Below are 25,909 nucleotides of genomic sequence, written 5' to 3'. Positions count from 1 at the left end.
ATGAACATAACCAGTTACTGAAAGACCCAATATGAAAATATGCCTGCTATCTGAATATTTCTATCCTGATAACATGGGCAGCACCGGAACAGTGCTGTCAAATTTGTGTAGATATCTAAAAGATAATTATCAGGATGTTGATATTGATGTCATTACAAGCAAGAACCTTTATCGAGGTGGAGAATGCTGCATACCGAAAGAGGATTGGAACGGTATACGCATCACAAGAATCAACTGCCCTCCTACTAAACAGGAATCTACGGTAAAGCGGCTTTTATATGGCATACTGTTTACCAAACTAGCATTCTGGAAACTGCTTTTCAGAACCAAGTACGATATCGTCTTCGTTGTTACAAATCCGCCGATGCTTGCCGAAGCCGCATGGTGGACAAAACTTTTCAAACATACACCTTTTGTATATCTGATACATGATCTGCATCCGGATGTACCTGTTCGATTGGGCTCTTTACCGGCTGACGGCTTGATCGCCGGATTAAGCAGGTTGATTCAGAATAAATGGCTTCATGCCGCCGATAGAGTAGTTGTTCTGGGGCGCTGCATGAAGAAGTATCTGGGGAAAGCGTATCATCTGCCTGAATCCAGAATCGAAGTAATCACCAACTGGTCGGATCCTGATACGGTAACTCCAACTGACACCAACACGAAATTCCGCAAAGAGAACACACTCGATGGATTCGTCATTCTGTATGCCGGAAACCTTGGCAAATTCCAGAATTTTGATGATCTACTCGATGCTGCATCTACTCTATCAAAAATACATCCAGACATCACTTTCGCTTTTGTAGGCGAAGGTGCAAAAAAAGATTACATCAGAACCCGCGCTGAGGAAATGAAGCTTGATAATATCCGCATGTTTACTCATGTGCCGCCGGAAGACCTGGGCGACCTTCTCTGTTCAGCCGATGTGTCGATAATATCGCTTGAACCCGGAATGGAAGGGTTGGGAGTTCCAAGCAAGATGTATAACATCCTTGCTTCAGGTAGACCCATAGTTGCTTTGTTGAGTAAAGACTCTGAAGTTGCGATGGTTCTGGATGAAGCCAAATGCGGCATCCAGGTAGATCACGGAAATCCGTCAGCGCTGGTTGATGCTTTTTCAAGACTTTATGAAGATGAAACCCTTCGTAGTGATATGGGTAAAAATGCAAGATCCATCTTCCTTGAGAAATATATATTGCCTAAAATCGCAGAACAGTATCATGAAACATTTCTCAGTATACTGAAAGCTAACGATAACATCGCCTAATTGACAATGAAAATCCTGCATGTTAGCATGATAATGGGTTTGATGAGACAATGTGAACGAGTGGTGAAACTGTGTGTATGTACGTCTCAATTGACGCGTATTGTCATTCCAGACTCGATCTGGAATCCAGGAAAGGCAGTAAAAGAATTTTAAATAATCATCGTAGAGACAATACTTGTTGGATAACCCGTATAAGCGGTTTTACTCGTGAAATCACTTGTAGATGAGTGATAATGGCGGAAATATGGTTCTGTATGTTACCCTCCTGGATTCCAGATCGGAGTCTGGAATGACATCGTTTATAGATTGAGCATTACTTACCAAAAGAGGGTGCAAGCAAAGTATCGTGTGAAAGCTGAATTACCAGGCATTGTGTAGAACTATTAAAAAACTCAAAGGAATATTACCATTAGAATTATACTATTTGGCGAATGTGGATTTGTTGGATCAAACCTGTTGAAATTTATTAAACAGGATATCATCGCACCCACGCTGGAACAGGCTGACTTTACCAATCCTGACAGCTTGCGTCAGGTTATTCAACCGGGTGATGTGGTGATCAACGCCGCCGGATATGCAAACGCCACTGATACAACCGAACATGGAAGAGCGCTTTTCCAATCCATTAATGTCGATGGTGTTAGAAACCTTGCCGAAGTCTGTAAAGAGATGAAAGCCGCACAACTGATACATATCAGCAGTGTAGCGGCAATGGGACGCCTTGAAGGCGAAGGTATCACCGAGAAGATGATGAAGCCGGTAGACTCGCCGTATGCCGAAAGTAAACTCGAAGGCGAGAAAATCCTGACCGGATTCATGAATGATATCCCGATAACGATTCTTAGGCCGACGTCGGTATTCGGCGAAGGCCGTGGATTAGCTAACACTCTCTGCCGTATCATATCGAAAAAGACAGTTCCGCTTCCTATGGGTGGTTCCGCAAAGATACCATTCACATATATCGGCAATATTGCTCGATGTGTAGAGTTGTGCATCGGCAGGGACAGCACATACGGGCAGATATTCATCATCGGTGATTCTGAATCCTACACTCTTAAATCAATCGTTCGCTCAATCGCAAAAGCAGCGGGAATAAATGTAAAGATAATTCCTGTTCCTTATGCTGTTGCTTATATTGCGGCAAGACTGGCAGAAACGGCAGCTTCATTAAGACATGGAACTCCGTTGTTGGATAGAGGAAGACTTCATACGCTTACAACTACAGTTTCATATTCTATAGATAAATTCCGCAAGGCAACCGGTTATACTCCGCCATTCAATTTAGATGCCGCCGCAGAGAAAATCGCGATGGCATATCTCAAACAAACGAAAAATAATAATGCATAAAACAAGTAAAAAGCTTTATCTAATAATCAAAGCCATAATCGATTTTGTCATGGCTGTTATATTGCTGATCATCCTGGGTATCCCAATGCTACTGATTGCCCTGATGATCAGGCTTGATTCACGTGGTCCTGTTATCTATCGGCAATTGCGGGTTGGTGTGAATGAGAAACCGTTCACGATATACAAGTTCAGGACAATGAAGATAGATGCTCCGGTGCTTCCTACAGAAGAGATTCAGAAACTTGAAATAGATCCATACACGAAACTTGGACCAATCTTGCGTAAGGGCAGCTTTGATGAACTGCCTCAGTTTTTCAATGTCATTAAAGGTGAGATGAGTTTTGTTGGACCAAGACCTGCACTTCCTACTCAGACTGATGTAAATGATCTCAGAAAGCAATGTGATGTAGAATGGCTGAAACCGGGTATTACAGGTTGGGCGCAGATCAACGGCAGAGATGATATCAGTGTTGAAACTAAAGTGAGACTCGATGCTGAATACGCGAAGAAAGTCAGCTTCCTGTTCGATTTTATTATCGTTATACGAACATTTACAACTATATTTACAGCCAAAGGAAACAAGTAAAATCTGTCTGATCGGCTTAAAATAAACAACAACAGGTAATATATATGAAAAAAGCATTAATAACCGGCGTAACAGGCCAGGATGGTTCATATCTGGCAGAACTACTTCTTGATAAGGGCTATGAAGTCCATGGGATTAAGAGACGCTCTTCAGTATTCAACACTGAACGGGTAGATCACCTGTTCACTGATGACCATACCCCTGATAACAAATTTTTCCTCCATTACGGTGATCTGGCAGATGGAACCAACCTTAGGCGGGTGATTGAGAAAGTCCAGCCGGATGAGATATACAACCTCGGTGCACAGTCTCATGTGCGCGTCAGTTTCGATCAGCCGGAATATACAGCCGACATAGTGGCAACCGGCGCTCTAAGACTGCTTGAAGCCGCGCGTGACTACATAAATATCTCCGGCCAGGATGTCCGCATCTACCAGGCATCGTCATCTGAGATGTTTGGTGCGGCGCCTCCGCCTCAAAGCGAGAATACGCAGTTTCATCCTAGAAGTCCATATGCTGTTTCGAAGGTTGCTGCCTACTGGTATGGGGTAAACTATCGTGAAAGCTACAACATGTTTGTATGCAACGGTATCTTGTTCAATCATGAATCTCCTCGTAGGGGAGAGACTTTCGCCACAAGGAAAGTTACCAGGGCTGCCGCTCGAATCAAGATGGGGCTTCAGGATAAGCTCTACATGGGGAATCTGGATAGTTACCGCGACTGGGGATTTGCAGGTGACTTCGTTGAGGCTATGTGGATGATGCTTCAACATGATACGCCGGATGATTATGTTGTGGCAACCGGGAAATCCCATACAGTAAAAGAGCTTGTTGAGCTTGCTTTCAAGATCCTGGATATGGACTGGAAAGAGTATGTTGAGATAGATCCTCGATATTACCGTCCGGCGGAAGTGGATTATTTGAAAGGTGATTACTCCAAAGTTCGTGAAACCCTTGGCTGGGAACCAAAAGTCTCATTTGAAGAATTAATCAAAATGATGGTAGAAAACGATCTGGAGATCGCACACAATGACAAAATCGTGTTAGAAGCCAGAAAGAAGAGATAATATGCGTAAAGATGGGAAAATATTCGTAGCAGGACATAGAGGTCTTGTTGGATCGGCGATATTGCGCAGACTCATTGCAGATGGTTACACAAACACGATTCATCGAGCTCATCATGAACTTGATCTCACAATCCAGGCCGATGTCGATCTGTTCTTTGACGTTGAAAAACCGGATTACGTATTTCTATCCGCAGCGAAAGTCGGTGGAATAAAGGCAAACAGTACCTTTCCCGCTGATTTCATCAGAGATAATCTACTCATCCAGACAAATGTGATAGATGCCGCATACAGGAATGGCGTAGAGAAGCTGATGTTCCTTGGGTCATCGTGCATCTACCCTCGTATGGCGCCTCAACCGATCAAGGAAGAGTACCTGATGACCGGACCGCTTGAGTCAACCAATGATGCATACGCCATCGCGAAGATTGCCGGGATGAAGATGTGCGATGCATACAAATTCCAGTATGGCTTCAATACTGTATCTCTCATGCCGACAAACCTTTATGGTCCGGGCGATAACTTCGATCTTGAAAACTCACATGTAATGCCGGCGTTGATTCGCAGGTTCTATGAAGCCAAATTGAATGGCGCATCGGAAATCGTGATATGGGGCACAGGAACGCCAATGCGTGAGTTCCTTCATGTGGATGATCTGGCATCGGCGGCAGTGCATGTGATGGAGACATATAGCGGTGATTCGTTCTTGAATGTTGGAACCGGCGAAGATATCACCATAAGAGAACTTGCCGAGATGATCGCTGATGTTGTTGATTACCGTGGACAGATAGTATTTGACTCAACCAAACCGGATGGAACCCCAAGAAAACTTCTGGATGTGTTACGAATCAAAGCTCTTGGCTGGAGTCCGCAGATTGGATTGCGTGATGGAATAGCATCAGCCTTTGAGTGGTACAAAAATAGTCTCTAGTTTGCGATTTCATATGTTGAGCACTTGATATGTTAGTTTTAGTCTTTTGGCGGAAGCTGAGTTTTACCCCACCTGCCTCCCCTTATAAAGGGGAGGTTCTTTAGCTGGGTGACTGATAAAAATATGTTCTGAAATGCAGCTTTGAAGTAAAAAAATTAGTTTTCCTAACGTGGTAAAATAATCATGGTGCAGGTCTTTATTCCCATAAGCAACCAAAACCAGAACCTCCCCTTTATAAGGGGAGGCAGGTGGGGTAAAAAGACCTCCGCATTAGGCAAATCTATGACATCATATTACAACAGGTCTGATGGAAAATCTTTAAGACGTACATTGAGATCAAAGATCAATGATTTCGAGAAAATCATCTGGAGCAAGATCAATCGAAACCAATTAGGTGTGAAATTCCGCCGACAATATGGAGTTGGTCCATATGTAATAGATTTCTATTGTCCACTTATTAAGCTTGCTATTGAGATTGATGGTGATAGTCATGGTGAAGATGATAATCCAAAGAAAGATATAAGAAGACAAAATTACATCGAGAATTTCGCGATACATTTTCTAAGATATAAAAATGAAGAAGTGAGAGATAATCTAGAAGGCGTATTACTTGATATTTTGAGAGATATTTCGAAGCATATTGAGACTGGTGGCAGCTGAGTTGTACCCCACCTGCTTCCCCTTATAAAGGGGAGGTTCTTTGACTGGGCAACTTTTAAAGATTATGTTCAAAAAATTAGTTCAAGAGCCAAAAAACTAGTTTATTGAACACCGTAAAACTGATAACGCAGGTCTCTATTCCCATAAGCACCAAAACTAGAACCTCCCCTTTACAAGGGGAGGCAGGTGGGGTAAAAAGACCTTCGCACTAGGTCAATCTATGACATCGTATTACAACAGGTTTGATGGAAAACTTTTCGTCAATATGAAGTTAGCTCATGTATAATAGATGTCTATTGGCTGCTTATGGAAAGCATATTATTAGATAATTTGAGAGATATTTCGAAGCATATTGAGACTGGAGGCAGCTGAGTTGTACCCCACCTGCCTCCCCTTATAAAGGGGAGGTTCTTTGACTGGGCAACTTTTAAAGATTATGTTCAAAAAATTAGTTCAAGAGCCAAAAAACTAGTTTATTGAACACTGTAAAACTCATAACGCAGGTCTCTATTCCCATAAGCACTAAGACTAGAACCTCCCCTTTACAAGGGGAGGCAGGTGGGGTAAAAAGACTCTCGCACAGACAACATTTTAGAATGTTTGAACCGGATGGTATGGATGAATAATAAAAAACATGAGGTTCTGGTATCGCTGCCTGAAGCTCTTAATTCCGAGTTTAAAGAGTTGTTTCCGGATAAGGCTGAATGGTTCACTGCAAGCGATCCTTCCGGCAAGAAACTGGGATCGGGCGGCGGCACAGCATACCTCCTGGCTGAATGCTGGAGGCAGACAGACCCGGATATCTCATTCATTGATTGGCTACATATGTCAACAAAGCTGATCGTCCACGGCGGTGGACAGAGCAGACGCCTTCCGGCATATTCGCCGGTAGGGAAGCCATTCATACCGATGCCTGTCTCGCGTAACTCGATCGGGGAGTCTCTACGCCAAACACTCATTGATGTTCAACTTCCTGATTATCAGCGCATTTTGGACCATATACCTGATAATATCGTCGCAATGGTAACAAGCGGTGATGTGCTGCTAAAATTTGGTAAAGACATCCCTTCGCTTCAACCTGCCGATGTAATCGCCATGGGAATGACTGTATCACCTCAACAGGCAGAGTGCTTCGGTGTCTTCTTCACTAATAAAATCGGTTCTTCTGATGTTGAATTCTTCCTTCAAAAACCGGATTCATCTGAGATTGAACAGTTAGTGGATCAGTATGATTTTCTGGTTGATACTGGTATATGGCTGCTCTCAGAGAACGCTGTGATGACGCTTATGTCTAAATGCGGGTGGGATTCAGTAAATGAGAAATTCACCAATGATTTCCCGGATAAATATGAACTGTATTCAGGACTTGGATTATCTCTTGGCAATCATCCACATAAGGCTGATGATGATATCATACAGCTTAAATCTCGCGTAGTATCGCTGCCGTCGCCGGAATTCTATCATCTTGGTACAAGCAGGCAACTGATAGAGTCTATGACGGCTATCCAGAACAGAGGGATGGCATCAGGATGGAATCCGAACGCCCATCCGGATCAATTCATCCTCAATACACCGAATCGTATTGCTGACAGATCCAGCGCCAATCATACTCTGTGGATTGAGAATTCAGCCATTAACAATTCATGGCACATAAAGAATCAACATGTGATTACCGGCATCCCCGTAAACTCATGGGATATTTCGTTAGCAGAAGGCATCTGTCTCGATATTGTACCTGTTTATGACGATAAATTTTGTATCCGATTTTATCATATTGATGATGAATTCCGAGGTGATACCGCAGATCCAGCAACCGGATTCATGGGCAATCCGATTGCTTCTTGGCTCGATAATCATGGGCTTTCGTACAACGCCATCGATGCTGGAGATATCATATCCGCTCGTATATTTCCTGTTCTACAGTATAAAGATATCAGTGGCAAATTCATTAACTGGTTGATATCTTCTGAACCAATGACTGATGCTGTTCATGCTGATCTCTATATGCATTGTAAAAAAATGTCGTCTGAGGATCTTAGATCCGGCGCCAATGTGAAACGCCTTATCGAACAGCAATCTAAATATCGGCAATCAGCCATATCATATCTTTATCGAAATGCTGATAGCAGTATCTTTTCAAGGCTGGATCTTGCAGATACAGCAGAAACGATCTCTCATACAGATGATGTCGTCGATTATAAAGCTAAATCCACAAATGCTCTAAAGTCCATTCACATAAATATGTTCCATGCTTATTTTAGTCGATATCAGGGTAATACAAACTGGCATGAGTTTGAGAGTTATGCTTTCAAAGAACTTCGTGAGTCGATAATCTCTGCGACTTCCACTCCGATGAGTATCCCTGTATGCGGCATCCAGCAAGATCAGATTGTATGGGGCAGAAGTCCGGTGCGAATAGACATCGCCGGCGGGTGGACCGACACGCCTCCATACTGCATCGAACATGGTGGTCGGGTTGTGAATCTGGCTTGTAACCTGAATGGCCAGCCACCGGTTCAGGTATTCGCAAAACTTAGCAAAAAGATGGAAATCGTGATACGGTCAATCGATATGGGTGTCGACCAGAGGATTGAAGATTATGATGATATCCGCACTTTTGCCCAGCCCGGCAGCGAGTTTGCCCTTGCGAAGGCAGCTTTGGCAATCGTTGGATTTCTACCCGAATTCCATACAGGAACCCGGTACCCCAATTTAGAAAGTCAGTTGAGTGATTTCGGCGGCGGAATCGAAATATCACTCCTGTCAGCAATCCCAGCAGGTTCAGGATTGGGAACAAGCAGCATCCTGGCGGCAACGATACTTGGAGCGCTTAATGAACTATGCAGATCAGGCTGGAATAAACATGATATCATTATACGGACACTTGCCCTTGAACAGATGCTTACAACAGGCGGCGGATGGCAGGACCAGGTTGGCGGGGTGTTTCCGGGTATAAAACTGAGTGAGACGGTTCCGGGGATTATCCAGAATCCCACACTAAAATGGCTTCCTGATATGATGTTTAAAAATCGTAACACACAAGACGTATCGATGCTGTATTATACCGGGTTGACCCGTATGGCGAAGAATATCCTTCAAGATATTGTAAGAGGGATGTTCCTGAACTCAAGAAGGCAATTGAGCATCTTGAAAGACATCGGTGATCATGCGATAGATACCTTTGACTGCATCCAGAAAAACGACTGGGATTCATATTGCCGTTCTATAAACCATTGCTGGGAACTAAAACAAGCTCTTGATTCTGGAACAAATCCGCCTCAAGTGGAGTCTATAATCAATAGTGTATCTGACTACCTGTCATGCGCAGCTCTGCCAGGCGCCGGAGGCGGCGGATACATCTACATGATTGCGAAAGATGAAGAAGCCGCCCGAAGAGTTCGAAAACAATTGCTGGATTCCCCGCCGAATAAGCTATCAAGATTTGTTGAGCCATATATATCTGATACAGGGCTTGAGATAACGAAAAGTTGACTGATATTGCTTATATATTGTGTTATAATATCAGTACAGACTTTTAATAGATAATCGTTTTTACAAATAGACATCCGAAAATATATTGATAGATTGGGTTGTACATGAGAGTTTTACTTACCGGAGCAGCCGGTTTCATTGGTTATCATACAACAAAACGTCTGCTTGAACGCGGCGATGAGGTTATCGGGATTGATAACCTGAATGATTATTATGATGTAAATCTCAAAGAAACACGTCTATCTATGTTAAACGGAAGAGATAAATTCAGTTTTCATAAGGTAGATATCTCAGATACAAGCGCTATTACTCAGCTTTTTGCCGATATCAAACCAGAACGGGTTATCAACCTTGCCGCACAAGCCGGAGTTCGATATTCGCTCATCAATCCATATGCGTACATTAACTCTAACCTGGTTGGATTCACAAACATCCTCGAGGGTTGCCAGCATAATAACGTTGAGCATCTTGTATATGCGTCATCAAGCTCAGTATACGGCTCTAACACTAAGATGCCGTTCAGTGTAGATGACAATGTGGACCATCCAGTGAGCCTATATGCGGCGACTAAAAAAGCAAACGAACTGATGGCGCACACATACAGCCATCTCTACAGCCTTCCTACCACAGGATTGCGGTTTTTCACGGTATATGGTCCATGGGGACGGCCGGATATGGCACTCTTCCTTTTCACTCGTTCGATTCTTGAAGGCAAACCAATCGATGTCTTTAATTATGGCAAGATGAAGCGTGACTTCACATACATTGATGATATAGTAGAAGGGGTAATACGCGTTCTCGATAATATACCCCAACCCGATCCGCAGTGGTCTGCCGAATCATCTTCAACCGGATCGAGCAGCGCACCGTATAAAGTTTATAATATTGGGAACAGTAGCCCGGTAGATTTGATGCATTTCATCGAAACTATCGAAAAATGTCTGGGTAAAACCGCGGAAAAAAATATGCTTCCGCTTCAACCCGGTGATGTCCCGGCAACTTTTGCTGATGTAGAAGCGTTAATTCGAGATGTAGGTTTCAAACCGAATACTTCCATAGAAACCGGAATCTCCAGGTTTATAAGCTGGTATAGAGAATATTATCAGGTGTAAAAGAGATCATGCGTAGAATTATTAACAGTGTGGCTCCTATTCGCATATGTGATAACGGCGGGTGGACTGATACCTGGTTCGCCAAATACGGGAATATTTTTAATATTGCTGTATACCCATATGCCGAGGTGCAGATTGAAGTTATGCCTCTGCAGGATGGTAAACCTGATATATCGATATATGCCGAAAACTATGGCGAACAATACATTGTAAACAGAGAACGGCTCGGATATGATAAACATCCGCTTATTGCAGCGGCTATTGAGAAGATGAATGTGCCAACTGATATATCTATCAGCGTAACAATTTTCTCTGAAGCACCTGCCGGCGGATCTACCGGAACATCCGCGGCTGTTACGGTAGCTTTAATTGGGGCTCTAGACCGGCTTACTCCGGGACGTCTGACTCCGCATGAGGTTGCGCATCTGGCTCATAAAGTTGAAACAGAGATGCTCAATCAGCAATGCGGCATACAGGATCAGTTAAGCGCCGCATACGGCGGTATCAACTACATTGAGATGTTTGACTATCCTTATGCAAGTGTATCTCAGATCAATGTGCCTGACTCGATCTGGTGGGAACTGGAAAGACGACTTGTTCTGATATACCTGGGGAAGTCGCACAGTTCATCTAGAGTGCATGAGCAGGTTATCAAACATTTGGAGAATGAAGGTCCGGATTGCAAGAAGATGTGCGATTTGCGGAAGACTGCTCCAATAGCAAGAGATGCGTTATACAAAGGTGATTTCCTGGCACTTGGGCAATCTATGATCCAGAACACCGAAGCCCAACAGAATCTCAATCCGGCACTTGTTGGTGAAGATGCTCGAAAGATCATTGAGATTGCGAAAGATCATGGTGCTGTGGGATGGAAGGTCAACGGTGCAGGCGGTGACGGCGGTTCAATCACCTTACTGTGTGGTTCAATGAGCTTTACAAAACGTGATCTGATTAAAGAGATCGAACAGGAAAACAAGCTATATCGGAATATAACAATATATCTTAGCCGTCATGGATTGAGAGTTTGGGAAAATTAGTCTTTAGATGTAAATGGCATTACAATACTTCTGACATAAGATTTTATTGACAATCAGAATACAATAGTGTTAATATTTTGCCATAAGGCGAATATATTTATTCTTATTTTACTTTTTGAATTTATCTTTGTAAATATAATTGTTTGGTAGTTAATGTATAGATCCATTTGAATTATAGTAATCAAATTATTAGCTAATGTGGTGTAAAAAATATGCGAAAAGAACAAAACGGGAATACGAATCAGCAAGTTCAGACAACTGTCGTACATGATGACGCTGTAGGCGCAGAATACGAGACAATTGATATCCAGGAATACATAGGAATTCTCTTCAGAAGATATCGATTGATGATAGCTGTAATGTTAATAGTTTTGATGTTAGGAGCTATTTACACGCTGACCAGAACCCATATTTATCAGACAACTGCTAAAATTGTAGTTGTAACAAGCAATACTGGCGGTTCAGCATCAAGCAGCAGCATTCCCCTTCTAAATGATCTTCAAGCTCTTACTAAAAGCCGCTCAACTGACACACAAGTTGAGATTATTTCCAGTCATGACCTTATAGATAAAGCCTATCATAGTATGCGGATGGGCGAAAAAATCATTACCACTGATGGAAGAAAAGTGTTCTATGAGAGAGTTTATGATCTAGACGGTAATCTGGTTGCGGATAGCACTGTAGAGAAGAAGCATACCAAAGATTCAAAAGGCAACCTGATCAGTGATGAATTATTAGGCAAAAACGGTCAGCATGTAGCAACACTCATCTATAGTAAGAATGAGCATCTTGATTCAATCGAAAACCTGGCAGCAGGTTATGCAATTGAGAACGGCACCGATGATAACAAGATGCTGTATGACGGATTCACCTCGGAAAAGAATGCTCCAGAGTGGTCATATAGAGTCGATTCAAAGAAGAACACGGATGTAATATCAATTACCGCTATGGCATATACTCCAATTGCCGCTGCGGCATTTGCTAACAATATCGCAAACTCATATCTTAAAGAGGATTTAGATAATAACCAGTCTGCTAATGAAGAGGCTATGAATAATGCCAATTCTCAAATGGAGAAATTCCGAAAGCTTCTAGATGTAGCAAACGAAAAACTTTCTAAATACAAAGAGAGAAACGGCATTATCGATGCATCAACCCAGGTTTCTGCAATTGCAGAACATATGGCTAAACTTCAGACAGATACTGATACTGTAAAAGTAGATATAGCTGCAAATGAGAAAGAGATTGGCAATATTGAAACTCAGTTAAACGGCCAGTCGAAAAAGATCATTTCAAGCAGCACGATAACCCGCAATCCAGATTTTGAGGGTGTTATCGCTAAACTAAATGAATTGAATAGTAAACGAGCATCAATGATGCAGGAATATCGTCCTACATCTGATGAGATGATAGCACTGAACGGCGAAATTAAGGCAGAAGAATCAAGACTCAAAGAGATCGCTGAAAAATTAGTCAGTTCTGAAACTGAGTCTGATAATCCTATATATGGTGCCTTAGCCGCAAAGTATTCCGACTCTATATCAATGCTTGCTGCAAATACTGCAAGATTAAACGCGATGGATTCTATATACAAAGGCCGCAAGAAAGAGTTAGCCGCGTTACCTGAACAGCAAAGTAAACTTGCTAATCTGATGCAGGAAGTTTCTTTATTAAATAATACATATGAGTTAATATCCCAAAAATATTACACGCTTTTACTAAGTCAAAATTCTACATTGAAGAATGGCAAGATTATATCAACAGCAAAATCGCCTACAGGTCCTACATATCCAAATAAGTCCAAAAATGCTGTATTGTTCTTCTTGCTTGGATGTATGCTCTCTGTAGCAGTAGCAATTATCGCTGAGAAACTCGATATTAGATTACATGACCAGGCTACCGCAGAACGGATTGCCGGGGTTCCTACTCTTTCAGTGATTCCTGAGATAGCGGAAGGCGAAACTAACATCATCAGTGATATCGATAGAAATTCGCTGCTGCTTGAAAGTTATCGAATCCTAAGAAACAATATATCTTTCTCATCGGTTGATAGAGAGATTAAATTATTGGCAGTTACAAGTCCGGGGCGAGGTGAAGGTAAATCGACAACAGCCACAAACCTGGCGGTTGCGATGGCAATGGATGGCAAAAGAGTGCTTTTGATAGACTGCGATCTCAGACGTCCATCGGCGCATAGAAAGTTAGCTGTATCTAGGGATATTGGATTTACCAATGTAGTTACGAATACATGCAAACTGGAAGATGCGATTGTGCAAACAAGCGTTGAAAATCTGTTCCTGCTTCCTGCAGGCCCGATTCCGCCAAACCCGACCGAAATTCTTAACTCTCAGAGAAGTCATCAAATTTTCGAACAGATTCGGGATATGTATGACACTATAATTGTTGACTGTCCTCCATGCGTTGGTTTGAGTGATGTCCAAGTTCTCTCTACACTGGTTGATGGTTTGATCTTACTTGTCGCGATGGATCAAACATTACGACCGCATCTGCAGATAGCTATGAGAGCCCTTAATCAGGTTGACGCGCCGCTCATCGGTGTTGTACTCAACAGGATGGAGATTAGACGGCAGGGCTATAACAGCTATTACAGCTACTATTATTACTACAATTATGATTACACACAAGATAGCGAACATAGAGAAAAGTACTCAAAGGTCAAACGCAGACGAGGAGCGAAAGGTAAAGATAGTAATAAACCGAAGTAGAGTTATGTGAAATGTGAAGGCGGGGATTGATTAAATTATCAACCCCCGCCTTTTTAAATTCTTTGCTAATATATGGATTTTACTATAATAAGCTTTATCTCATAGGAATGCTGGCAGGATTTGCCTGCATCGTGATTTTCCCTTCACCAAACTCTATGTCTGTAATTCCAGGCGGTAGATCTACGCTGCCATTCTTAATCGACTTACTTAATGCTGCGTTTATCAGAGATTCAGGTGCCGGAAAGCTACCGATTTTGACATCAGTAACATCCACAATCAATTTTCTACCCAAATCCTGCCGTATATTGACTATCGCTGATAAAGGAAACATGGCTCCTTTATACGGAACTTTCATTCCCACTAGTATACGGTCTTTATGGAGTTTCACAACAACGTCTTTGCCGCCGATATCCTGGATCTTCTTTTGTATATCAGGCGATGTCTGGATATAGGCATTCAGTTCACGTTCATCAATATCAAGTGATGCATGGTTTGCTGTCCGATTTCTCAGGGCACTCTCAAATAAAATCGCATGTTGATTGAGCGTCGTTGCGATTTGGGTGCGTTCATCATCTGATGAAAATACAACAGGCTTTCCAACTTCAGATGAAGGCAGAAACAAAAGAATTGCTAATATTATAATCGTAAGAACAATTATCGAAGCAATAACAATGATGATCTTGCGTTTCTTCATCTAACCTCCCATATGAAAGAAGATGTTTAGTTGCCTGCGAATATGCCTCTGAGTACAGGTTCCATATCAGCATTCACAAGTGCAATTACACTGTCGCCCTCTTTGAACTCTACATCAATATTTGGCAATATTGCATGACCTTCCCGGACGATTGATATTACCAGGGCGTTTTCCGGAAGTCCTATGTTGCCGATTCTCTTGCCAAGAACTGGGGAGTCAGGACCAAGGTCGATCTCCACAATCTCAATATTCCCCCTCTGAAGAGGTGCCAGAGGGATGATCAGATCTGTTTCGATCTGCTGCTCTATCAGATTGAAAATAATCCTTGTGCTGCTCACTGTAGTATCTATACCAAGCGCTTTGAATATGCCGTCATTCTCCGGGTTGTTCACTTTTGATATCGCTCTTGGCACCTGGAATTTGCTCTTAGATAACTGGCATATAACCAGATTATCTTCGTCATCACCGGTAACTGCGACGACTACATCCGCCCGCTCCATGCCAGTCTCGCGCATTGTGCGGACTTCACATGCGTCTCCGAATGTAACTGCCTCACCCAGGTCTTCTGCCAGATAGTCAACACGTGCCCGGTCTTTTTCTATAAGCAAAACTTCATGTCCTGCATCTGCAAGCGCTCTCGTAAGGTAATGTCCAACTTTACCACCGCCGGCTATTATCACATACATATGTTATCTCCATTCTAAAGAAAATTGTCGAAAATTAAAGCTGACTCTGTATATCTTCTACCATACAGTAATCTGCCGCCATACCCCATTCCTTGCCAAGTAGATAATCATTGATTAACCTGGCGCCTACAACTGTTGTGCAGATCGTTTCAACTCCAAGCTGCTGATAAGCGCATGCTCGAATTGGATCATATATTCGAGCTATAACTTTAGGTACTTTGAATGTTACTTTCGCAATCTGTACCGACATGATATTAGTGTTATCGCCATTTGTTACGGCTACGAATGCGTCAGCTTTTTCGATCCCGGCTTTCTTCAGAACTTCACTATCTGTGCCGTTGCCAACTATTGTGCATCCGTTGAAACTGGTTCTTATCCGTCGAAATGAATCGCTTCTTTTGTCAATAATTGTTACATCATGACCGTCAGCCGACATATTTCCTGCAAGTGTGGAACCTACGCGGCCGCATCCCAGGATTATTACTTTCATTATCATCCCTCCTATTGCGAATAAACCATCAGTTTTATGCTCATGATGGTGTAAGTATTCTGTTGTTAATCATATTGGAAATCAGGGGCGCTACATTGCATCGATGATTTGATATAATGATTGTCTGGTAAATCACATCCTGTAGATATGGCGTTTAAGCCATTAAAAAGGAAATTACCGCAGTCAGAATCAAATATTGATTATATTGGTCTGCGGCATCATATTTGGATGAGGATGAGACTCCAGACTATATCACAGTCTCACCTCGAAAGTATATATCATGCAAGATACGTATGTCAATGATTGCATGATGTGTTTGCATTCTCATGTATTTCATAGTGAGAATTGATGGTGCAATGTGAAAAAAACGTCCAGAATGTGACTCCTGGACGAAACAATAATACTTTATGATGGAATAAAGATGACTGATCTCACCGTACCCTTACGCAACGAAATCCACTGTGATAATCGCTGCTTGCTGGCAAGATACGGGCCCGTCGTGAGCAGCGTTCATTATTGACCATATTGTCCCACCACGAACCTCCGCGTAAACTGTGTTCTATCCCTTTCTTTGGTCCGGTTGGATTTCGGAATGGCGATTTTGCGTAGTAGTCTGCCGAATACCAGTCAGAACAATACTCCCATGCATTACCTGCCATATCCATGCATCCATATGGACTTGCACCGTCTGGATAGCTTCCTACCGGTTGAGTTCTCAGCAGTTCTTTGGATGATTCATTGCATTTCGAAGTGTCGAACTGGTTGCCCCAAGGGAAGATACGTCCATCTGTACCGCGTGCGGCTTTCTCCCACTGAGCCTCTGTAGGTAATGAAGCTTCAGCCCACTTCGCATAGGCGGAAGCATCCTGCCAACTGACATTGACTATGGGGTGGCTATCGATCCATCTCCAGTCCGGTGCTATCGGCATCAGTCGTCCGGTCTTTGTGCAGAACTTCCGATATTGTGCCACTGTTACTTCATACTTGTATATCCAATAACCGCTAAGGTACACAGTGTGCAGTGGTTGCTCATTATCGTACCATTCCCGTACGAGGGTGGGGGCTTCGTTTAACACTTTGGCTATCTGAGCGTCGGTGCTTCCCATCCAAAACTTTCCTTTTGGCACCCAGACCATCATAGCGTTATCTCTTGGATTGGTCCGAACATCGCCGATTTTAACGCCGGGTCTTAGTGTTGATCGATGTTGAATTCGTTTATTGTGAATGAACTTCATTGTAGATGGGGCTTTAAGTCGGTTTCCGTCTTTTATGCAGAAACTGGCTGAGTTGCTGTATTGGCGAAGACATTTCGGGCATCTACCCATTGCTTCGACTGTTGTAGTTATGCAAAGCGCCAATAAAATAGTTAGAATTAAAAGTCTGATCTTTATCACAAATATCTCTCCAATCACAGAATTGAATGATAGTTAAAATTAAAGCGGGATGTCTTGGTAAACATCCCGCTTATTGTGAAACAATTTTAGATCGTATTTCTAATTGAATACCGTCTTGAAATCAATCTGATATACTACATCATCAGTTGTTACTGCGGCTGGTTTTGCGCCTTGCCAATCTGTATACGACCCTGATAATGAAAGGAAATGATCAGAATCCAGTTGCTGATCGTATTTCAGTCTGTACGTTACTGAATCAGCTCTAATGCCGTTAGCCAGAACATTGTCGAATCCATATCCTGCTTCAACGGTTCCTTTTGCCGATAATTTTCCTGCGATCCCTAGACTGAGAGTGTTCTTATCGTACTTTGTATTAGAATCAGATGCACGATCCCATTGGCCTTGAAGTCCTAAAGTTTTGGTTACTGCTGTTGTAAGTTTGATGCTTTCAGCGTCTGCAGGATTAATCGTTCCATCCGGATTTTCTTTTTTGCTGTTATAGCAGTAAATCAGTTTGGCGAAAGGAGTTACCTGCCAATCTGCGTTATAATTCCGAATCAACACATTTTGAGGTGCGCCTGTATCGCGCATCTTATATGCGAAATTGTAATTGATTTTATTCTTAGGGTTAGGATTACTCGCGATATTAACAGTTCGGGTGATACTTGGTACTCCTGCATTTGTTATACCGCTTGTGTATTCGACGCCTAACTGATGTTTGAGATAATTGGTATCGATTTTTATCGACTGACTCTCAGTCTGAACTTTTCCGCCTGTTTGCACTTGTCCATAACCCAGTTTCCAATTGACTTTTTTGAATGCGCCATAATCTTTAGGCGCGTCAGGATTCAGACTAAGTTCGCGTACTTTTGCGGCTTGAATACCGTTTACAAGCGTATCGCCGAATTTAGCAGCGAGATTGATCTGCTTCATAACTTTTCCGGTTACAGCGTATTCTTGACTTGCAATCGACATCTTGTCTGTATTAATTGTTGACCGTGTTCCGATAAACGCCATCTTGGAGTTCAGCTTTGTATTCATCTTCAGCGTCTGAGTGTCTGTAAATGTGCCATTTGTGTTCTTAACTGAATTCATATCGCCAATAAATGATGTTCGTTTCTGCAGATCCGTATTGAAATGCAACATTGATGTTTCTATTGTTTCTACAGTGGTTGGGGTAGTATTAGTTAGTGAATCACGGAGTGCACTCAGTGTAAACTTCCCTTTTCCAAGCACCTGGTCATATGTGTATTTCTGATGTGAATATCCGCTAACAACTGTTGGCAATCCGTTTGAATACTGATCCATTAAAGCTGTTATTCTCGGACCTTTCGCAGGACTGTAAACCAGGCTGTTCAACAATTGGCGTCTGAACATCTCAGTGATGGAGTTCTTCGCGTCATACAGGTAACTGTCAATGATTACATTTTTGGTTGCCTGCAGATGAGTTGTCAGGTCGTATCTCTTCATTCCCTGTTCGGTAGCTAGTTTGCCTTTGTCAGCATCAGCCAGATCTGCAATGCGGGTAAACTGGTTGTCCATGTTCATGTAATTGGCAGACATTGTAAGTCTGGCGCTTGTCAGGCTCAGTCCATACTTCGTCAGTCCGCCATTATCTGATGCCACTTTAGACATCGATGTTGATAATTGAAGTTTAGGATTTACCGTAAAGCTGCCGATCAGATTAGTTCGCTTCATACCGGTTTCATTACCGAAATTAGCTTTCTCCACATTCGCCATCGATGCAAGTCTGGTGAAGCCTTTATCAATCGACTGCGTGAATCCTGATATAGCGAATTTCTTCCCAGTCAATGAAAGCGACTGCCGGATTATGCCGCCTGATGTATCACTGATGTTCAACATTCCAAGCTGCATTGCAGAAGTTCCCATATTTAGATTCATACGGGTGTTCTTGCGGTCTATACCGGCCTCTGTAAGGATTTGCGCTCTGTCTTGATCGTTTACATTCGCTGCCGTGGCGTTTGAATCAAATTGTTGATATATTGAAAGTGCCATGGATGTTCGTTCAGCATCTGAAAGTGATGCCAGTCGACTGAACCCTTTATCTACAGATAATTGGCTTGATGTTATAGAAAATTTCTTCGTTGAGAAATTCAGGCTTCTTGTTGAAAGCTGTCCGCTTTGATCACTTATGGTATTCATGTTCAGTGAATTCCATGCAGAATTTGCTGCCGACCCTTTACCTGGCGCCATGCTCAACTGCATGCTGGTTCTGCTCATTCCCTGCTCTTTAGCCCACTGTCCGCGTTCACCCTCGGCAAGGTCGGCAAATCTTGTGAATCCCTTATCGATTTTCTGTAAATTAGCATTAAATTTCAGCTTATCGTTGCCGATATTGAGTGATTGTTTAAGTATATCTCCACCTGTGTCGGAGATCCTGCTGAATCCCAAACCGGTAGTTGTTTTCGCACCCATTTTCACATCAGCCTGCAAGCCCATTCTTTTGAGGCCTTTTTCTTTTTCAAGCTGATTGAGTATATCACCAGGAGCTGCACCTTGCTGTCTGAGGGCGGTAAATCCGCTGAAATCTTTACCTACATCCTGATAGTTCAGTTTAACTGATAGATTTCCTGATTGCAGCAATGAATCGTGAACGAACATGTTATCTGATTTGGGTTTATCGCTCTTTGGAGCTAATGCCGATAAGAGCGACATGCGTCCTGAATCCTGCGCAGATGACATATACATCATGTTGGTCATGCTGGATTTTTTTCCAAGGCTGGTTTTCATGTTCAGCCCATAGGTCATTATGTCATAAGCCTGGTTGTTTGTAGCTGCGTTTGATGCATACATTAGACCAATAGTATTCTTTGAACCGAGTCTGAAGGATAGTGATGGTATTCCAAGCGAGCTGCGCTGGCCTTCTTTGCCTGGTACATATCTGTAATTTGCTTTGATAATATCTGCGGAGCGGACTGCTTCTGCAAACATTAATGTACCTGAAAGGTAGTCAATGGAATAATCGCTGTTACGGCGCTTCATGATTCCGCCGACACTGATTGTTTCGCTGGCATCTACAATTCCGCCATGACTAAGCATGTACCCGGATTTGCCGCCATTTCCCTTGATGAGGTCGCTTGCTGGGACTCCACGTTCTTTTAATCCTGTTGATGAAAGCGATGTAAGTCCTGCACCGGTATCACCCTGTAAAAGTGATGACTGGGCATATACAGAGCTAAAAGCAGCCATGATAAGTATTGCTGTCATGCATCCGGTATATATGAATTTTATCGCCTTCATTATAATCACCCCGCCTTCGGGCGGTATTTATCTAATATTCTAGAATCGCATACTGGCTATTTGAACAGTTATCGTCCTGTCGTCCAGGTCCTGGGCATGGAAGTCGCTGTATCTTCGATTCAGGTTGCGTGATCTTAGTTTGTCGCGCATCTCTTTAAGAGCATCTTTTTCTTGAGCTAATCTGTTTTCACGCTCTGCTGTAAGTATCTTAGCGGTTCTGATCTCAGGCTCACTTGGTTTTTCGTTTACTGCGATATCAATTTTAGCTGTATCATCTTTTTTAGTGTCAGATGCAACAATAATTGGGTTGTCTGATATTACATTATCGGTATTCTGTTTACGAATACTTGTAGTATCCATTAAATTCTTTGCCGTTGTAGACGAGGCGATTTTTACATCAGCCTTTTTTCCGGTCTTTTTAACATCGATAGTTGCGGCTACATTTGTCTTGTTCATATACATTTTACGTTTATAAGTTGAATATTGTTTACTAATTATCTTGTTTTCGCGAATATTTTGATTGATTTTTGCTATTTGTATAGTTTTTTGCGAATTATTCACAGATGGTGTCTTATTATTTGATTTGTTTATAACATTTGGCGTTAAGTTTGATTGAACGATACCAGGCGATACATTTACCGTTGTGTCCGATGTTGATGGGTTATACATCCATATGAAGCCGGCTGCTAATACTAGTATTGATAATGCCCCTGCAAGCCTGGGTATGCGATTTATACTTAATACTGCAACCAATCTGTCTGCGAATGTTTGCCGGTAAACTGTTTTGGCTAATATGTTATCTTTAAGCGATGCCGGTGTATCTACCTCAGGCATGGTTGAGGCGATTAATGATACCTGTTGAATTTCTTTTATCTTCTTCGCACATTCAGCGCAATTGCCGATGTGTGACTTGATAATCTGGGTATCACTATCCCGCAGTTCGCCGTCTATATATGCAGAGAAAAGTATTTCGATTTCATGACAGCTCATTTCGGGAACCTCCTTAATCTAGAGTGTATTTCTCTTCTATATATATAAACTGTTTTTCTATCAAAAAGTTACAACTATTTTCATCACTTGTGGAAGATTCAATTATAACATATATAGCCATAATATTTCATTTTTATGTTGTATCAATGAAAAAACTTTGAGGATTAATAAATCAAATCAAAATCTGAAAATCATTATAACAAAATGTGAAATAAAAACTTGTGACACATTCAAATCTAATTCCGTATTTAATAAAGCAAACCTAATAATTTTGCTATTTCAAAGGAGAGATAGATTATGAATTGTCCTGTATGTGATACAAAACTTAGACCGGTTGACAGACATGGTGTAGAGATTGACCTTTGTCCTGACTGTAAAGGCATATGGCTAGATCGTGGAGAACTGGATAAAATCCTGGAAATTGCGAACGGCAACAGATCCGAAAACCGTGGGAGTGATGAAAGGCGCATGTCTGAAACTACATCTGTTGATAGAGATGCTGATCGTTTCAGAGATCATAAAGAAAAAGAGCATTATGATCATGATGATGACGATGATGATGACCGGTATAGACGAAAAGATGAGAAGATCGATCCAAAGACAGGTAAACCTCGCAAACGAGAAGGAATATTTGGCGAAATATTCGATATTTTCGGTTGATAGTTGAATCCAAAAGGTGCATTGAGTTAGAATTAGGCAACATAAAAACCAGGTATGGAGACTGAAATGAAAGAGATAATTCAAACTGACAAGGCTCCTGCAGCTATTGGACCGTATTCGCAGGCTGTAAAAGCAGGCGGATTCTTGTTTCTATCCGGACAGATCCCTGTTGATGCAGTATCAGGCAATGTGATTCAGGGTGATACTGCCTTGCAGACAGAACAAGTGATATCAAATATCAGGGGTGTTCTTGATGAAGCGGGCCTATCGTTGGCGGATGTGGTGAAGACAACTGTTTTTCTTGCTGACATGAATGATTTTGCATCAATGAATGCGGTTTACTCGAAATACTTCAATATCGATCCGCCTGCAAGATCTACAATACAGGTTTCCCGCTTGCCGAAAGATGTGAATGTTGAGATTGAAGTAATCGCGCTTTTGAAGTAATGATAATGGAATCTAAGCGCATGGCGGAAGCTCGATGGTGAAAGTGCTTCCGATTCCGGTTTCGCTCTGAAGATAAATCGTTCCGCCATGTGCTTCAGTCATAGTTTTGCAGTAAGCCAATCCAAGTCCCGATGTATTTCTACGTCTAACCCGGCTTGATTCTACCTGGAAGAACTTATCGAAAATCCGATCATGGTATTCTTTCGGGATACCTTCGCCTGTATCTTTCACACTTATTCGCACTTTGTCATTATCTTTGTCGAGAATCGCATTTATTATAATAACACCATTCGCAGGAGTGTATCTGATCGCATTGCTGATCAGATTGATAACCACACGTGTTAATCGATCTTTGTCTGCTGATATATCCGGAAGCGGTTCAGATATCTCGGTAACGACTTTCAATCTCTTCTTACCTGCGAGGATTTCTGTCCCGTCTATCGCTTGTCTTATGATAGATACAGGTGATACCGGCGCCAGAGTGAGGTTCAATTTCCGGCCTTCTATCTGGCTGATATCCTGAAGATCACTGACCATATTCACCAGCATCTGACTGCTTGACAGGGCGATTCTTATCAGCTTGGTTTCCTGCGATGATGGATTAGTGCTTATCATATTGGATAGCATCTCAAGTGAACCCATAACCGCTGTCAGTGGTACCCTCATGTCATGCACAATCATGTCATTAAGGTCTTTCTTCAACTGATCGGATTCCTGTATTCGTTTGTTTGCTTCACGCAACTGGAGATTTTTACTTCGCATTGCAATGGCTGCGTCTACTGATGACGCTGCCTTATCTGCAAGTGCGATTATCATATCAAGCGGTTGCATAGATTCACATCCGTCGCTTGTTTTGCCATCCATTCTGGATATCTGCCATCTGCAGATGGTGTCGCCCAATCCCCAGCACTGTGTCTCAACCGCTTTGAAACTGTCTCCGCTGATCTTCCCCAAACCACCTGCGATGAATCCACCCTCGAAGCAGCATAACGGGGTGCCGACATTCGGCAATCCGGAACATGTGGCGCATTCTTCAGCCGATATAACCACCAGGTCGTTTGACTGTGTTTCGAGTTTCAGTTTACCAATCGACATGCTTTCGAGTATATCGAACATATCCTTGATGCTGCCGATCTCCATCTTTTCGGCTATTGATCTACCGGAGATTGCCAGTATAGATGATGATATCTTGTCACCCAGGACTTCACGAAACGCCAGTAGCCTTGCGGTGCGGTATAATCCAACGTGGACCGTTCCTCCAAGTGAAGGCCGGGAGTATTCCATGATTTGTTGAAGATTTAGAGGACTATGTGTTTGCACGTCATCCAGGTTTGTGCTTATGATACTGAGGGCTTGCGCTCTCAGTATCTTAGTCAACTCATGTTGTTCATGGTCATTTGTGATGAAATCGCCGTTGTTCACATCTACACAAGCTTTCTGTATTTTAAGGTTTTGATGATGTAATGGTAATATTTGACATCATATCGTCAAGAATAACACATATTCTTCCAAAAGACAACACCTCATACGTGGGATTGTTACGCAGATTACATAAATTTGTTTTTTCTTTTACTAACCGCTAATGAACGTGAATACACGCGAATGACGGAAGTGCAGATATATTTATGATATTTGAATTACATATGATAAATCGTTGGTAGGAAAATATTAGTTACTACAGATAATGACAGGAGGAATAATATAAGATCATGTATTATATTAACATAGATATTATATCAAGCTGACCAATGCCGCAATCACATGGAGATATAAATGAGAAAAATCTGTTTGACTTTGCTGTTACTTATCTTACCCCAATTCATGATTTCATGCAGCATTCATAAAGCAGAATATATACAGCAGGTTAAGAATCACGAGGAGCCTGCAACTGCCGTTGAGTCATCTGGGTTCCACAAACAATTTTGGGGATATATCGATAAATCCGGTAAACTGGTGATTCAGATAAAATTCTCTCAGGCAAGTAGATTTAAAGAAGGTTTGGCAGCGGTAGAGATTGAGTCTGGTGACAAGCAATTGTTTGGTTATATAAACAAATCCGGAAAATATGTGATTAAACCAAAATACATATCAGCAGGATCATTCAATGAAGGATTAGCTGCTGTTTCAACTCGAATCAAACCAGCTAAAAGTAATAGTAGAGACAATGGTATACGAATCGGTTATATAAATCCAAAAGGTGAGCTAAAAATAGGGTATAAATATGAATTATCTAGCGGATCTGAAGAAAGTAGCTTTTCGGAAGGATTAGCTGCGGTATGTATAAAGCAAATACCGTTTACATCAGAAGCCGGTTATATTAATAAACTTGGTAAACTGGTGATAAAACTCAGAAGCAACAGGACAACTCCATTTAATGATGGAATTGCATTGACTGATGCTGGTTTGATTAACAAAGCAGGGAAACTGATCTTGCCAAAGAAAATTATCATTAATTCCACAACATCATTTCAAATATTTGAACAATTAATACCTTCATCTGAAATTAGCGGCATTTCTAGTCAGGTGTTTATATCAGAAGGATTTGTTCCTATAATCGATCTTCATTCTCTAAAGTGCGGATATATGAACAGAAACCGGAAAATAGTAATTAAACCAACATTTCAATTGGCATATCCATACTCAGAGGGTTTGGGACGAGTGCAGACAGATACCGGTCAGGGTTATATCGATAGAACAGGTAAAATGGTCATACCTCCCCAATTCCGGGAAAGCAGGCGATTCTCTGAAGGATTGGCAGCGGTTATGCCATTATATAAGAGAGGCAAGTTATCCAAATTTGGATATATTAATAAATCTGGCAAATGGGTGATAAAGCCGGAATATGATGATGCGTTTGAATTCCATGAGGGGTTGGCAGCGGTTTGTATATCAAAACGATGGGGATTTATCGATAAAACCGGGAAGATGGTTGTAGAACCCAAATATGATATCGCAGGATCATTCAGTGAAGGACGTGCACCAGTTGCGATTAAGTTTTGAATCCGGTGTTTTTTATTAACCGCTAATGAACGCGAATACACGCGAATGATAGAAACGATGGTGTA

Annotated in this window: 20 protein-coding genes; 13 read left to right on the top strand and 7 right to left on the bottom strand. The window is 42.0% G+C overall.

What is annotated here, in order from left to right; genetic code table 11:
* Positions 1 to 31: 31 nt before the first annotated feature.
* The 10 genes from ACHZCX_RS05030 (at position 32) to ACHZCX_RS04985 (ending at position 14,222) form a co-directional block, all read left to right on the top strand.
* On the top strand, positions 32 to 1,267 hold the full coding sequence (locus tag ACHZCX_RS05030; protein WP_319586140.1) for a glycosyltransferase family 4 protein: 1,236 nt from the start codon (positions 32 to 34) through the stop codon (positions 1,265 to 1,267).
* 402 nt (positions 1,268 to 1,669) lie between these two features.
* Positions 1,670 to 2,614, top strand: coding sequence for an NAD-dependent epimerase/dehydratase family protein (locus tag ACHZCX_RS05025; protein WP_319588718.1), 945 nt, complete (start codon positions 1,670 to 1,672; stop codon positions 2,612 to 2,614).
* On the top strand, positions 2,607 to 3,200 hold the full coding sequence (locus ACHZCX_RS05020; protein WP_319586139.1) for a sugar transferase: 594 nt from the start codon (positions 2,607 to 2,609) through the stop codon (positions 3,198 to 3,200). The genes ACHZCX_RS05025 and ACHZCX_RS05020 overlap by 8 nt, the downstream gene beginning before the upstream one ends.
* 44 nt (positions 3,201 to 3,244) lie before the next feature.
* Positions 3,245 to 4,267, top strand: a complete 1,023-nt coding sequence (gene gmd / locus ACHZCX_RS05015) for a GDP-mannose 4,6-dehydratase (RefSeq protein WP_319586138.1) — start codon at positions 3,245 to 3,247, stop codon at positions 4,265 to 4,267.
* 1 nt (position 4,268) lies between these two features.
* Positions 4,269 to 5,195, top strand: a complete 927-nt coding sequence (locus ACHZCX_RS05010; protein WP_319586137.1) for a GDP-L-fucose synthase — start codon at positions 4,269 to 4,271, stop codon at positions 5,193 to 5,195.
* Between the two features lie 183 nt (positions 5,196 to 5,378).
* Positions 5,379 to 5,855: an endonuclease domain-containing protein gene (locus tag ACHZCX_RS05005; protein ID WP_319586136.1), complete on the top strand. Its 477-nt coding sequence runs from the start codon at positions 5,379 to 5,381 to the stop codon at positions 5,853 to 5,855.
* A 618-nt stretch (positions 5,856 to 6,473) separates the two neighbouring features.
* A complete protein-coding gene (locus ACHZCX_RS05000; RefSeq protein ID WP_319586135.1) occupies positions 6,474 to 9,347 on the top strand; it encodes a bifunctional fucokinase/fucose-1-phosphate guanylyltransferase in 2,874 nt (957 codons plus the stop codon).
* A 104-nt stretch (positions 9,348 to 9,451) separates the two neighbouring features.
* Positions 9,452 to 10,459 carry an NAD-dependent epimerase gene (locus tag ACHZCX_RS04995; RefSeq protein WP_319586134.1) on the top strand — a complete coding sequence of 336 codons (1,008 nt, stop codon included), beginning with the start codon at positions 9,452 to 9,454 and terminating at the stop codon, positions 10,457 to 10,459.
* 8 nt (positions 10,460 to 10,467) lie between these two features.
* Entirely contained in the window at positions 10,468 to 11,496 is a 1,029-nt protein-coding gene (locus ACHZCX_RS04990; RefSeq protein ID WP_319586133.1) for a hypothetical protein, read from the top strand.
* Between the two features lie 212 nt (positions 11,497 to 11,708).
* The gene (locus ACHZCX_RS04985; protein WP_319586132.1) at positions 11,709 to 14,222 is read left to right on the top strand and encodes a polysaccharide biosynthesis tyrosine autokinase; all 2,514 of its coding nucleotides are present in this window, start codon (positions 11,709 to 11,711) and stop codon (positions 14,220 to 14,222) included.
* 94 nt (positions 14,223 to 14,316) lie between these two features.
* Here ACHZCX_RS04985 and ACHZCX_RS04980 read toward each other — a convergent pair whose 3' ends face one another.
* The 6 genes from ACHZCX_RS04980 to ACHZCX_RS04955 all read right to left on the bottom strand — a co-directional run bounded on the left by ACHZCX_RS04980 (position 14,317) and on the right by ACHZCX_RS04955 (position 21,737).
* A complete protein-coding gene (locus ACHZCX_RS04980; protein WP_319586131.1) occupies positions 14,317 to 14,916 on the bottom strand; it encodes a hypothetical protein in 600 nt (199 codons plus the stop codon).
* A 26-nt stretch (positions 14,917 to 14,942) separates the two neighbouring features.
* Complete coding sequence (locus tag ACHZCX_RS04975; protein WP_319586130.1) at positions 14,943 to 15,602, bottom strand: TrkA family potassium uptake protein; 660 nt, start codon at positions 15,600 to 15,602, stop codon at positions 14,943 to 14,945.
* 34 nt (positions 15,603 to 15,636) lie between these two features.
* On the bottom strand, positions 15,637 to 16,092 hold the full coding sequence (locus ACHZCX_RS04970) for an NAD-binding protein (protein WP_319586129.1): 456 nt from the start codon (positions 16,090 to 16,092) through the stop codon (positions 15,637 to 15,639).
* A gap of 431 nt (positions 16,093 to 16,523) precedes the next feature.
* Positions 16,524 to 17,231, bottom strand: a complete 708-nt coding sequence (locus tag ACHZCX_RS04965; protein ID WP_319586128.1) for an SUMF1/EgtB/PvdO family nonheme iron enzyme — start codon at positions 17,229 to 17,231, stop codon at positions 16,524 to 16,526.
* A gap of 354 nt (positions 17,232 to 17,585) precedes the next feature.
* Positions 17,586 to 20,747 (bottom strand): hypothetical protein, encoded by a 3,162-nt coding sequence (locus ACHZCX_RS04960; RefSeq protein WP_394708763.1) that lies wholly within the window; start codon positions 20,745 to 20,747, stop codon positions 17,586 to 17,588.
* Positions 20,748 to 20,786: 39 nt separating this feature from the next.
* On the bottom strand, positions 20,787 to 21,737 hold the full coding sequence (locus ACHZCX_RS04955; RefSeq protein WP_319586126.1) for a zf-HC2 domain-containing protein: 951 nt from the start codon (positions 21,735 to 21,737) through the stop codon (positions 20,787 to 20,789).
* Positions 21,738 to 22,034: 297 nt separating this feature from the next.
* Here ACHZCX_RS04955 and ACHZCX_RS04950 point away from each other — a divergent pair, with 297 nt between their 5' ends.
* Both ACHZCX_RS04950 and ACHZCX_RS04945 read left to right on the top strand, forming a co-directional pair.
* A complete protein-coding gene (locus ACHZCX_RS04950; RefSeq protein ID WP_319586125.1) occupies positions 22,035 to 22,397 on the top strand; it encodes a zf-TFIIB domain-containing protein in 363 nt (120 codons plus the stop codon).
* 66 nt (positions 22,398 to 22,463) lie between these two features.
* Positions 22,464 to 22,844, top strand: coding sequence for a RidA family protein (locus ACHZCX_RS04945; RefSeq protein WP_319586124.1), 381 nt, complete (start codon positions 22,464 to 22,466; stop codon positions 22,842 to 22,844).
* Positions 22,845 to 22,856: 12 nt separating this feature from the next.
* Here the strand turns inward: ACHZCX_RS04945 and ACHZCX_RS04940 are convergent, their stop codons facing one another.
* The gene (locus tag ACHZCX_RS04940; RefSeq protein WP_319586123.1) at positions 22,857 to 24,266 is read right to left on the bottom strand and encodes an ATP-binding protein; all 1,410 of its coding nucleotides are present in this window, start codon (positions 24,264 to 24,266) and stop codon (positions 22,857 to 22,859) included.
* A 351-nt stretch (positions 24,267 to 24,617) separates the two neighbouring features.
* On the opposite strand from ACHZCX_RS04940, the gene ACHZCX_RS04935 reads away from it, so the two are divergent.
* The gene (locus ACHZCX_RS04935) at positions 24,618 to 25,844 is read left to right on the top strand and encodes a WG repeat-containing protein (protein ID WP_319586122.1); all 1,227 of its coding nucleotides are present in this window, start codon (positions 24,618 to 24,620) and stop codon (positions 25,842 to 25,844) included.
* Positions 25,845 to 25,909: the final 65 nt, after the last annotated feature.

Source organism: uncultured Desulfobulbus sp. (assembly GCF_963662935.2).
Lineage (GTDB): Bacteria > Desulfobacterota > Desulfobulbia > Desulfobulbales > Desulfobulbaceae > Desulfobulbus.
The sequence above is the reverse complement of the archived record's forward strand: the minus strand, read 5'-3'. Positions and strand labels throughout refer to the sequence as shown.

Coding starts and splice junctions, on each gene's coding strand:
- ACHZCX_RS05030 (WP_319586140.1), top strand. CDS start 32: ATGAAAATATGCCTGCTATCTGAATATTTCTATCCTGATAACATGGGC.
- ACHZCX_RS05020 (WP_319586139.1), top strand. CDS start 2,607: ATGCATAAAACAAGTAAAAAGCTTTATCTAATAATCAAAGCCATAATC.
- gmd (WP_319586138.1), top strand. CDS start 3,245: ATGAAAAAAGCATTAATAACCGGCGTAACAGGCCAGGATGGTTCATAT.
- ACHZCX_RS05010 (WP_319586137.1), top strand. CDS start 4,269: ATGCGTAAAGATGGGAAAATATTCGTAGCAGGACATAGAGGTCTTGTT.
- ACHZCX_RS05005 (WP_319586136.1), top strand. CDS start 5,379: ATGGTGCAGGTCTTTATTCCCATAAGCAACCAAAACCAGAACCTCCCC.
- ACHZCX_RS05000 (WP_319586135.1), top strand. CDS start 6,474: ATGAATAATAAAAAACATGAGGTTCTGGTATCGCTGCCTGAAGCTCTT.
- ACHZCX_RS04995 (WP_319586134.1), top strand. CDS start 9,452: ATGAGAGTTTTACTTACCGGAGCAGCCGGTTTCATTGGTTATCATACA.
- ACHZCX_RS04990 (WP_319586133.1), top strand. CDS start 10,468: ATGCGTAGAATTATTAACAGTGTGGCTCCTATTCGCATATGTGATAAC.
- ACHZCX_RS04985 (WP_319586132.1), top strand. CDS start 11,709: ATGCGAAAAGAACAAAACGGGAATACGAATCAGCAAGTTCAGACAACT.
- ACHZCX_RS04980 (WP_319586131.1), bottom strand. CDS start 14,916: ATGAAGAAACGCAAGATCATCATTGTTATTGCTTCGATAATTGTTCTT.
- ACHZCX_RS04975 (WP_319586130.1), bottom strand. CDS start 15,602: ATGTATGTGATAATAGCCGGCGGTGGTAAAGTTGGACATTACCTTACG.
- ACHZCX_RS04970 (WP_319586129.1), bottom strand. CDS start 16,092: ATGAAAGTAATAATCCTGGGATGCGGCCGCGTAGGTTCCACACTTGCA.
- ACHZCX_RS04965 (WP_319586128.1), bottom strand. CDS start 17,231: ATGATGGTCTGGGTGCCAAAAGGAAAGTTTTGGATGGGAAGCACCGAC.
- ACHZCX_RS04960 (WP_394708763.1), bottom strand. CDS start 20,747: ATGAAGGCGATAAAATTCATATATACCGGATGCATGACAGCAATACTT.
- ACHZCX_RS04955 (WP_319586126.1), bottom strand. CDS start 21,737: ATGAGCTGTCATGAAATCGAAATACTTTTCTCTGCATATATAGACGGC.
- ACHZCX_RS04950 (WP_319586125.1), top strand. CDS start 22,035: ATGAATTGTCCTGTATGTGATACAAAACTTAGACCGGTTGACAGACAT.
- ACHZCX_RS04945 (WP_319586124.1), top strand. CDS start 22,464: ATGAAAGAGATAATTCAAACTGACAAGGCTCCTGCAGCTATTGGACCG.
- ACHZCX_RS04935 (WP_319586122.1), top strand. CDS start 24,618: ATGAGAAAAATCTGTTTGACTTTGCTGTTACTTATCTTACCCCAATTC.